Source organism: Arcticibacterium sp. (assembly GCF_055134445.1).
In genome coordinates this window covers 37,506-46,729 of sequence record NZ_JBSRVI010000162.1, presented here as the reverse complement: position 1 = coordinate 46,729, position 9,224 = coordinate 37,506, and the positions used below count along the sequence as shown (strand labels likewise).

Annotated in this window: 9 protein-coding genes and 3 tRNA genes; 4 read left to right on the top strand and 8 right to left on the bottom strand. The window is 37.3% G+C overall.

Annotated elements, in window-relative coordinates:
* Positions 1-49: 49 nt before the first annotated feature.
* The 6 genes from ACTBZY_RS21450 to ACTBZY_RS21425 form a co-directional block, all read right to left on the bottom strand.
* Positions 50-121 (bottom strand) — tRNA-Thr (locus ACTBZY_RS21450).
* 17 nt (positions 122-138) lie between these two features.
* Positions 139-211 (bottom strand) — tRNA-Gly (locus tag ACTBZY_RS21445).
* Between the two features lie 24 nt (positions 212-235).
* Positions 236-318: transfer RNA gene (locus ACTBZY_RS21440), tRNA-Tyr, on the bottom strand.
* A 186-nt stretch (positions 319-504) separates the two neighbouring features.
* Complete coding sequence (locus ACTBZY_RS21435) at positions 505-1,566, bottom strand: outer membrane beta-barrel protein (protein ID WP_463048437.1); 1,062 nt, start codon at positions 1,564-1,566, stop codon at positions 505-507.
* A gap of 31 nt (positions 1,567-1,597) precedes the next feature.
* Complete coding sequence (locus tag ACTBZY_RS21430) at positions 1,598-2,521, bottom strand: hypothetical protein (RefSeq protein WP_463048436.1); 924 nt, start codon at positions 2,519-2,521, stop codon at positions 1,598-1,600.
* On the bottom strand, positions 2,518-3,084 hold the full coding sequence (locus tag ACTBZY_RS21425) for an RNA polymerase sigma factor (RefSeq protein ID WP_463048435.1): 567 nt from the start codon (positions 3,082-3,084) through the stop codon (positions 2,518-2,520). Before ACTBZY_RS21425 ends, ACTBZY_RS21430 begins: the two co-directional genes overlap by 4 nt.
* A 547-nt stretch (positions 3,085-3,631) precedes the next feature.
* Here ACTBZY_RS21425 and ACTBZY_RS21420 point away from each other — a divergent pair.
* The 3 genes from ACTBZY_RS21420 to ACTBZY_RS21410 all read left to right on the top strand — a co-directional run bounded on the left by ACTBZY_RS21420 (position 3,632) and on the right by ACTBZY_RS21410 (position 5,949).
* Positions 3,632-4,102 carry a thioredoxin family protein gene (locus ACTBZY_RS21420; RefSeq protein ID WP_463048434.1) on the top strand — a complete coding sequence of 157 codons (471 nt, stop codon included), beginning with the start codon at positions 3,632-3,634 and terminating at the stop codon, positions 4,100-4,102.
* A gap of 96 nt (positions 4,103-4,198) precedes the next feature.
* A complete protein-coding gene (gene hemE / locus ACTBZY_RS21415) occupies positions 4,199-5,218 on the top strand; it encodes a uroporphyrinogen decarboxylase (RefSeq protein ID WP_463048433.1) in 1,020 nt (339 codons plus the stop codon).
* A gap of 98 nt (positions 5,219-5,316) precedes the next feature.
* Entirely contained in the window at positions 5,317-5,949 is a 633-nt protein-coding gene (locus ACTBZY_RS21410; protein ID WP_463048432.1) for a hypothetical protein, read from the top strand.
* Positions 5,950-6,074: 125 nt separating this feature from the next.
* On the opposite strand, the gene ACTBZY_RS21405 is transcribed toward ACTBZY_RS21410, so the two are convergent.
* Positions 6,075-7,709, bottom strand: a complete 1,635-nt coding sequence (locus ACTBZY_RS21405; protein WP_463048431.1) for a carboxylesterase/lipase family protein — start codon at positions 7,707-7,709, stop codon at positions 6,075-6,077.
* A 90-nt stretch (positions 7,710-7,799) separates the two neighbouring features.
* On the opposite strand from ACTBZY_RS21405, the gene ACTBZY_RS21400 reads away from it, so the two are divergent.
* Positions 7,800-8,516 carry an NUDIX hydrolase gene (locus ACTBZY_RS21400; RefSeq protein WP_463048430.1) on the top strand — a complete coding sequence of 239 codons (717 nt, stop codon included), beginning with the start codon at positions 7,800-7,802 and terminating at the stop codon, positions 8,514-8,516.
* A 38-nt stretch (positions 8,517-8,554) separates the two neighbouring features.
* On the opposite strand, the gene ACTBZY_RS21395 is transcribed toward ACTBZY_RS21400, so the two are convergent.
* Complete coding sequence (locus ACTBZY_RS21395; RefSeq protein ID WP_463048429.1) at positions 8,555-9,151, bottom strand: OmpH/Skp family outer membrane protein; 597 nt, start codon at positions 9,149-9,151, stop codon at positions 8,555-8,557.
* Positions 9,152-9,224 lie beyond the last annotated feature (73 nt).

The following is a 9,224-nucleotide window of genomic DNA, read 5'->3' as shown; positions in this document are numbered from 1 at the left end:
GAAAAACTTCCATGTCAATGAAACCGACCTTCTGCTAAAAAACAAGCAGAGCCTTCGAGCAGATTTGAACTGCCGACCTCTTCCTTACCAAGGAAGTGCTCTACCCCTGAGCTACAACGGCAGTTCCAGTTTTTTTTGAGCGGGAGACGAGGCTCGAACCCGCGACCTACAGCTTGGAAGGCTGTCGCTCTACCAACTGAGCTACACCCGCAAAAAAATATTCGTATAAAAAAAGTGGGGGCGGATGGATTCGAACCACCGTAAGCGTAAGCTAGCAGATTTACAGTCTGCCCCATTTGGCCACTCTGGTACACCCCCAAAAATTGTTGTTTTTCTCTTTGTAAAGAACTGTTCCTGAAAAAGGAGTTGCAAAAGTATAGCGATTTTTTGGTTTGGCAAAATATTGATTAAAAAAAACTCTCTTTTTTTTAATGTTTAAAATTGAGGTAGAACCTATCGCCTGATAATCGGGCATTTATGGCTAAAAAGAGTATTTTACTTATTTTATAGTCTTAGACCAAAACTGAAAGCTTGAAGGTCTTTTGCATAAATTTGGTTAGAATTGAATAATTTATTCAAGTCATATCTGAAGAAAAATGTAACCCCACTTTTTCGACCGACCTCACCCGTCAGACCATACATGAATTTATTGAGGTTATAACCATCTTTGATTTTCTCTTTATTCCTATTAAGGTCTTTCGTTTTGGTATGACTTCCTACCCTATATCCGAGGTAACCGCCTACTCCAATTTGAATTTTTTCTTTTTTGAGTCCCATGTTTAAAAGTATTGGGAAGGTAAGATAGGGTACAGTAAGTTTAGATTTTTTGGTACGAAAGTCCAATTCGGAGAATATGGTTTGACCATCCGAATCTGTTTTAAATATGGAGTTATTATTTTCAAACATGAAATTGTAAATGGCAAATTCTGGACCATAGCTTAATGCTAAGTCTACATTCTCTCCATTAGTTAAGGTTGCATTCTTTCTTAAAGAGAAGGCGACAAACCGTGATTGCCATGGCCTAAGAGCGTTTAGTTGGAAAGGGGATACGTTTGATGAGTTTGAATAGTTATTCAGTCCAAGATAGAACCCAAAGTCACTTTTAGGGAAAAAGCGGGCATTAGGGTTTGCTTCCTTTTTGGATTCCTCAATGATCATATCTTTAAACGATTGTTTATCGTTTTCGACTCCGAAGACATTAGTGCTATCGGAATGCGGCCTTTGATTTTCTGAGAACATGCGGCCTTTTGTTATAATTTGTATTTTCTGACCTTCGGGAGTAATCACATTTAAAGTATCATCTTGGTCTGTTCTTGTTTCTATTTCTATTAATGCCTTTTTTCTGGCTTCATCATCAAGACCCAATTCCTTGAGTAGGCTATTTAAATTATAGGATAACGGCAAGTCAAAGCTTTTCTCTCCAGAAGCAATAACGGTAACTCTTTTATTAAGGTTATTGTCTGAAAAAGAAATGATGGTAGTATCCTGTATCGTGGCCGAATTAGCCATAGACTTCAAGGATAAACTAGAAATTAGGAATATTCCGAAGATTATAAGTTTTTTCATTTTGAGCTATCTAATAGCGATTTCTTTAAGTTTACTCCTTGGTAATTGTATTTTTTATTCTTTTGAATCTTTGTTTAAACTGCATGGCTTCATATCCTATAAAGCCATCTTCGTTATTGATGAAAGAGTCGTCATTAGAAGCTAAAATAGCATTAATACTCACCTTTTCACCATGTTTTAAATGCTTTAATTCGGTAAATACTTTAGCAACAAAAGAACGCTCGTCATCTAGTTTAGATTCTCCCAAGTCTTTGGCTTCCGCAACGGTAATAGGAGAGTCTGAATTTACATCTGGAATATATATTTCTTCTTCTCGTAATTCTGAAGTGACAATAATAATGGTTTCACCAATGCTTTTTTTAAAAAGTTTGTTCCTAGGTTGTAAATTTTGGGATGTCTTTTGTTCCAAGTTCTTTTTCTTTTCAGAGTCTAGCAATGCGATGGTTAGCTTGTCTAAAATGGGTTCGTCGATTTCTGATACGCCCGTCAAACTTCTATTTTCTTCATTTTTAACGGATGAATTAACCTCTTTAAGATTTGTTGGTTTGCTTGTTTTTAAGGTCACTGGTGAGTTTCTAGTGGCAGTCACAGAAACTGCATTGTCAAGACTTGGAGGACTTTGACGCTCATTGTTCTCCGCTTTTGGAGATTCTAGTACGTAATCTTCGGTTGGTTGTTTTGTGTCAAGCTGAGTCTTGGTTTGTTCCATATTTGCTAGTTCTGGAGCTGAATGAAAGAATAAGTCTGTATATAGGAACAAACTAATGATTCCAACCAGTAATATGGAAGCTGCGGCTGAGAAAAACAAAAGGGGCCTTCTAGAGGATTTCTGCTTGTTAATTGCCATTAAAAATTTCTCTTTGGCTTCATTTGAAGCCTGTATTTCATAGTTGTTGAGCTTTTGTTGAAAAAGCTCATCTACTGGATGCTTCATGTTTTTATTTATTGAATTCATTGTCTTTCTCGTCTAAGGTTGCTGTCCTGATTCTCTAATTTGGTTTGGAGCAATGCTCTAGCTCTGCTTAATTGGGATTTAGAAGTGCCTTCTGAGATTCCTAGTATTTCTGATATTTCAGAATGACTATATCCTTCAATTGCGAATAGGTTAAAAACTGTCCTATACCCTGTGGGTAAAGTATTAATCAAAGTAAGTAGGTCTTCCGCTTCAAGGTCTGAGGATGCTTTGCTTTGAAAGTTTGAAACGGAAACATCTTCTATTCCTACTTCGGTTGCTTTTACGGATCTCAATTTCATAAGGGCTTCGTTAACCATTATTCTTTTTATCCACCCTTCAAAGCTTCCTTGAAAATTGAACTGTTCAATTTTCTCAAATATTTTCATAAAGCCCTTAAGCATGACATCTTCAGCTGTCATCTTATCTCCCAGGTAACGCATACATATACCCAGCATTAATCCTGAATAGCGTTCATACAAAAGATTTTGAGCTTTTCTGTCTCCTTGCTTTAGAGCTTTGGCAAGATTATATTCCGAGCTGAACAAGGATAAAATTTTTGTCATAAATGGCCTATTTCAATATCAAGATGCATAAATAGATATGAAGGGTTGCATCTAAATTAATAAAATACTTCAGACTAGAACATGAAAGAAACTGAAATGTAGGACTGTGAAAGTCCGTACTAAATGAAAATATCTAAGAGGTTTGATTGCCCTCAGCTCCAATCTACCCAATAAATGGTTTTAACGAATGAATATAGTGATATAGCTACTAAAGCATTTATTAAGCGTTAAATATGCGTAGTTTAACATTTGAGGGCATAAGAGGTGTTTGAATTGTATTAGTTTCTTATAAATATCTTTTATGTGTTCCTATAAAGAATTTAAAATTCAATGTAGAATTTAGGTTAAAAGGTGAGCATATTACCCCTCTAAAAAATTTAGAGGGGTTAATATTTTAAAGGCAGTTACTTCTAAAACAGGAAACATACTGGTGGTTTAAATACTTGAATATAAGTGCTTCAATAAATTCATTTGTTTGAAATATAAGATTGTGTATCTTTGGCATGAATGTTGACGTTATAGTTAATATATTTAATACGTGTGCAAAATGAAGATAATTACCACCTTGGCTTTGGCCATTGCGTTATTAACGCTCAGTTCTTGGAGAGATAATCCCAAAACTACTTCTGTAGCATTTTTTACAGGCACTTACGATAACTTTTTGAGGGAAGCGAAAAAACAAAACAAGCCAATATTAATAGATTTTTGGGCTGGTTGGTGTGCTCCATGCAAGAAGATGGACACGGAAACTTTTGCCGACAAGGATTTTGCTAGTTATGTAAATCAGAATTTTTTAGTTTATAAGGTGGATATAGACTCTTTCAATGGGATGGAGATAGTGGAACGATTTGATGTTAAGGCTTTCCCAACTTTGCTTGTAGGAGATTATAAAGGGAATGAGGTAACACAATTAAAAGGTTTTTATATGCCAAATTACCTTCAAAAAACACTCGAGAATTTAAATCAAGAGCACCAACTTTATGGTGAAATGAAAAAAGATCAATATGTGATGAACTAACGTTGCTTTTCAATATAAATACTGAAGCCGACCCAATGGTCGGCTTTTTCTTTGGAAAAAAATAAATGTAGTTTAAACTCCTGTTATTTTTGCGACATGAATTTAAGAAACGATTTGCTCTTAAGAGCAGCAAAGGGTGAAAGCACCGAAAGAGTGCCTGTTTGGGTTATGAGACAGGCAGGGAGAATTTTAAAGGAATATCGTCAAGTAAGAAGTAAAGCAGGAAGCTTTATCAACTTGGCAAAAAATCCAGAAATGGCGGCAGAGGTCACTTTACAACCAGTGGATATTTTAGGCGTGGATGCCGCTATTATATTTTCTGATATCCTGGTGGTACCAGAGGCTATGGATCTTCCTTATGAAATGGTTGAAAAAACCGGCCCTATATTCAGAAAAACCGTTAAAAGTAAAGCGGATATTGACTTATTAAATACAACTGATATAGAAGACCGATTGTCTTATGTATTGGATGCTATAAAATTGGTTAAAAGCGGATTAAATGATAGCGTGCCACTCATTGGGTTTGCGGGTGCTCCATTCACTATTTTTTGTTATATGATAGAAGGGAAAGGATCTAAAACTTTCTCTGAAGCTAAAAAGATGCTTTATACGCAGCCTGAGTTAGCTCATAGTCTTATGAAAAAAATCACGGAGGTAACCGTTACATATTTAAAGGCTCAAGTACAGTGTGGTGCTAATTTGGTGCAGATTTTTGATAGTTGGGCTGGAATACTTTCTCCGAAACAGTATTCAGAATTTGCGGTTCCCTATATTACTCAAATCTGCGATGCCATTAATGAGGTGCCCGTTACGGTATTTGCAAAAGGTGCCTATTTTGCCAGAGAAGAGATAGGTCAGCTTAACTGTGATGTGGTGGGTATGGATTGGAACATGAGTATAGAAGAGACAAGAAGGCTGGTGCCGAATAAAACGCTTCAAGGAAATTTAGATCCTTGTATTCTATATGGCTCTTTTGCGGATATTGAAAGAGAAACGAAAGCGATGCTTACTGCTTTCGGTAGAGAAAGATATATTGCTAATTTAGGTCATGGGGTGTACCCAGATATGGATCCAGAAAAGGTGAAATGTTTTATTGACACCGTTAAGTCTTGGTAGGCTATCTTAAAAAAATATTTTCTTTTTGTTCGAATAAGTAATGATTGAATTCGAATGGTTTACACAACATTTTAAGGTCTTTGGACGTAGTATAGGGTATGAAAAAGCTCATTCTGTTTTTAGGTATAGTTATCGTTCAAGTTTCCTGCGTTTCTACCAAATCAAATCTATCTGAAGAGGTAAAGACCCTGCTTTCTAGTCATCAAAGAATAGCGGTTCTTCCGTTTGATGTGGAATTTAATGAAGAATATAAAAGTAGTTCTGGGATAAGAGGAAGGGGGAGTAGTAGACCGGAGTATTGGCAGGAACAAGAAAGGTTAGCTGGTCTTGATATGCAAAAAGAGTTTTTTATTTCTGTGGCAAGACAAGTAGAGAAAGGGAAGTTTGAAAAAGTAATTCAGGACTTCTTGACTACAAATAAGCTTTTGGAAAGTTCTGGTGTTAAGATATATGATATTCCTAAATTGGATAAAGGAGATCTTTGTAGAGTTCTGAATGTGGATGCCGTGGTTTGGGGCGAAACAAATATTGTGGTGAATCCTCCTTTTGGTTTTACTTCTTTGCCTGGCGGTGCTACCACTATAGGCAATCTATACGATGGAAGAACAGGGGCTCTGATATGGCAAAGAGAAGTGGTACAGCGACCAACAAACAGGATGGATACACCTAAAAGGCTTGGAGGAGATACGGCTCAGCAGTTGGCAAAAATGCTTCCGTATTCAAGCTTATAATATACTTGAATACAGTGAAATATATTGAAGTAAAAGGGCTGTCTCAAATGGATGAGGCAGCCCTTTTTAGTAGTTAAAGTACCCAGGCCAGAGCTCAAATGCTTTAAGATAAATTTTAGAGGCGTTTATTTGTTGTTTCCGAATGCTTTATCATGAAAATGATATCGAGCTTCTACCTTAGATTCGGCTGCTTTGCTTTCCGTGTTGATAATCATATAGGCTGGGGTGGTATCTTTGGCGTCAATGGCCGGCCACTTAGGCAAATCTCCACCGTTTGGCGTCCCTGTTTTTATAAAATTGGCAAAGTATTGTAACATTGTTTGGGAAACTTTATAATCATCTTGTGTCCATGCATATTCATGAACCTTGTCAAGGTTTCCCATAGCATATTCTATTTCGCTAGCATGAGGTGCTCCCATAGATTTTGGGGCTGGAGGTGCGTTTTCTGCTTTTACAGTACCTCCCGCTAATCCAGAAGAAAGCGATTTATCGACGAGAGCTGGACGGAGTTTACTGTAAAGGTACCTGTAAACAGATTTTTCGCTGTTATTCTTATGTAAATCAATCCATTTCCATGTGCTATAGGCTATAAATCTGTCTGAGGCTAGGTCTGTGGCAGACTGTTCTACTTCTGCGGGTGTACTGTGCGGGTGAAGAGCTAAAACTTGCTCATATTCCTTAGGATAAGTTTGCTTGGTTTTGCTGATAAAAGCCTCAGAAGTGTAAGGTATTCCTTGCATATAAGCCATTCCAGGAATTTCGGCGGAATTCCATCCAGCCAAGAGTGGTATTTGGGACTGCTCACCAGCATTGAAAATATCTACAAGGCTCTTAGGAAGAAAGTAACCATCGATGACCAAAGGAAAACCAAACCTTTTGGAGTCGTTGTAGATTTCATAGAGGTCCCTTGTACTCATGGATCGGAGCTCCGAAATGTTTTTTATTCCGGCTTTCTCTAAAAATTCTGCTCCGTTTTTCTCTGCTTCCGCAAGGCTTATCGGAGCCATGGTAGGCGGGATGGCTGCTCCGCTTTCTCCTATGGCACCAGTTATAAGTCCCTTGGTCAGTGGTGAGGCCATTTGCGTGCTTACTCCTATTGAACCAGCAGATTCACCAGCAATAGTTACTTTGGATGGATCGCCACCAAAAGCCTTAATATTTTCCTGTACCCACTTAAGTGCCGCTAATTGATCCAGGGCACCATAGTTTCCCGACGCTTTATAGGGTGCTTCGGCCGATAGTTCTGGATGAGCTAAATATCCAAAAAGGCTTAATCGATAATTGCAGGTTACTACCACTATTCCTTCTTTCGACATGTTTTCTCCATCGTATCTAGGCTCAGAGGCATCTCCAGCAACGTTTCCTCCCCCGTAGAAATAAACTAAAACAGGAAGGTTTTTGGTATTTCTGTTTGTGGTTGTCCAAACGTTTAGATAAAGGCAATCTTCACTGATACCGCTTGATCTGGAATTCATGTCTCCAAAAACAATGGCTTGCATTGGCCTTGGTCCAAATGCCTTTGTGATTTTAACGCCACTCCAGTTCTCTAAAGGTTGTGGTGCTTTCCACCGTAAGTCTTTTATAGGAGGCTTTGCAAAGGGGATTCCAAAATATTTTTGTACACCCGATTTGACATCATAATTACCTTCTATTACACCATTGACAATGGTAGTTTGAACAGCAAAGTTGTTGTCATTCTGAGCTTTCAATAGAAAAGGGGTAATTAATAGGAGGCTTAGGAGCCTGTAATATTTTTTCATTTTTGGAAATCTTTTATTGTCTCAATTTGTGACAATAATAATAGGTGCTTTATAATAATCCTATTAATTTGCGAAAAAATAATATTTGTTGTGGCTGAACTTAATGGTGTTTTTTGCCTTCCTAACTTAGCATACGATTCCGTAGTTTTTGGTTTTTCTGGCGATAAACTAAAAATTCTAATAATGGAATATCATAATACAGGTCTTTTTGCTCTTCCTGGAGGTTTTGTTCATATGGAAGAAGATTTAAATGATGCCGTTAGGAGAGGACTTTTTGAGCGTACCGGTTTGAAAGATGTTTTCCTGGAGCAGTGTTATACATTTGGAAATACAAAAAGGAATCAGACCCCGGAAATGAAAAGGATTTTAGAAACAAATTCCATCGATCTTGAAAAGGGCTCTTGGATGCTTCAAAGGATTGTTTCTGTGGCCTATTATGCTTTGATTAATTATGACGATGTGGTGCCTATGCCAGATGAACTGTCCGACTCCTGTAAATGGTATGAGGTAGATGAGCTGCCGAGTTTAATACAGGATCATAAAGCGATAGTGGCAAAAGCCCTTGAAACTTTAAGGCTTAATTTGGATAGGAAGGTTGTAGGAGTGAATTTATTGCCCGCCAAATTCACCATGAAAGAGCTGCAAAATGTTTATGAGGCCATTCTGGGGGAGAAATTGAGAAGAACTACTTTTCAAAGAAAGATGCTCAGTTTAAATATTCTTGAAAGGCATGAAAAACAATTTACAGGTGGTGCACATAAGGCCCCTTTCCTGTACAGTTTTGACACAAAAAAAGAGGCCATTTAGTTTATAAATGACCTCTTAATGAGATGATTTCTAGTTTATTACTTAGTAGCAGTACTATCTGTAACACTAAAACCTTTTTGTCCTTTCTTGTCTGCGTACTCTTTATTTAGTCCTTCTAAAACTTCTTTAGTAATTTCTAAATTAGGTTTAGCGTATAATACACCACCACCTTTTGAGAATCCAATAACCATATCATAACGGTCGTCTTCATTAAATTTCTCAAGGTATGCCTGAATGTTTGAGAGAATCTCGTCTGTTTTGGCAGCTTGATCAGCAGCTAAACCGCCCGCAGCATTATCTCTATATAATAAGATATCTTGCTCTTTTTGTTGCAGTTGTTGCTGGGTAGTTTCACCTTGCTGTTGAGTCATACCACCTGCTTGAATTCTTCTTTGAAATAAAGCTACCTCATTTTGGAATGACTCTGACTTTTTCTTCAGTTCGTTTTCCAGTGCAAATTGCTTGTTTTGGAATTCGCTAACTACTTCTTTGTAGTATTCATAGTTGGTCAGTAAGGTGTCTGTATTAACATAGACAATTCTACCTGAAGCTTGTCCAGATGTACCCTCTTGTCCTCCTTGTTTACAAGACGCTAATAGGGCCACTGCAAAAAGGATACTTAAAATTTGTTTCATTAATATCAATAATTAGGTTCTTAAAAATGAGGTGCAAATATAGTTTTATTTTTTAGCTCGCTTAGGTTAAATG

Excerpts from the sequence above, each read along its gene's own strand:
- ACTBZY_RS21435 (WP_463048437.1), bottom strand. The coding sequence starts at position 1,566 with ATGAAAAAACTTATAATCTTCGGAATATTCCTAATTTCTAGTTTATCC.
- ACTBZY_RS21425 (WP_463048435.1), bottom strand. The coding sequence starts at position 3,084 with ATGACAAAAATTTTATCCTTGTTCAGCTCGGAATATAATCTTGCCAAA.
- ACTBZY_RS21430 (WP_463048436.1), bottom strand. The coding sequence starts at position 2,521 with ATGAATTCAATAAATAAAAACATGAAGCATCCAGTAGATGAGCTTTTT.
- ACTBZY_RS21420 (WP_463048434.1), top strand. The coding sequence starts at position 3,632 with ATGAAGATAATTACCACCTTGGCTTTGGCCATTGCGTTATTAACGCTC.
- hemE (WP_463048433.1), top strand. The coding sequence starts at position 4,199 with ATGAATTTAAGAAACGATTTGCTCTTAAGAGCAGCAAAGGGTGAAAGC.
- ACTBZY_RS21410 (WP_463048432.1), top strand. The coding sequence starts at position 5,317 with ATGAAAAAGCTCATTCTGTTTTTAGGTATAGTTATCGTTCAAGTTTCC.
- ACTBZY_RS21395 (WP_463048429.1), bottom strand. The coding sequence starts at position 9,151 with ATGAAACAAATTTTAAGTATCCTTTTTGCAGTGGCCCTATTAGCGTCT.
- ACTBZY_RS21405 (WP_463048431.1), bottom strand. The coding sequence starts at position 7,709 with ATGAAAAAATATTACAGGCTCCTAAGCCTCCTATTAATTACCCCTTTT.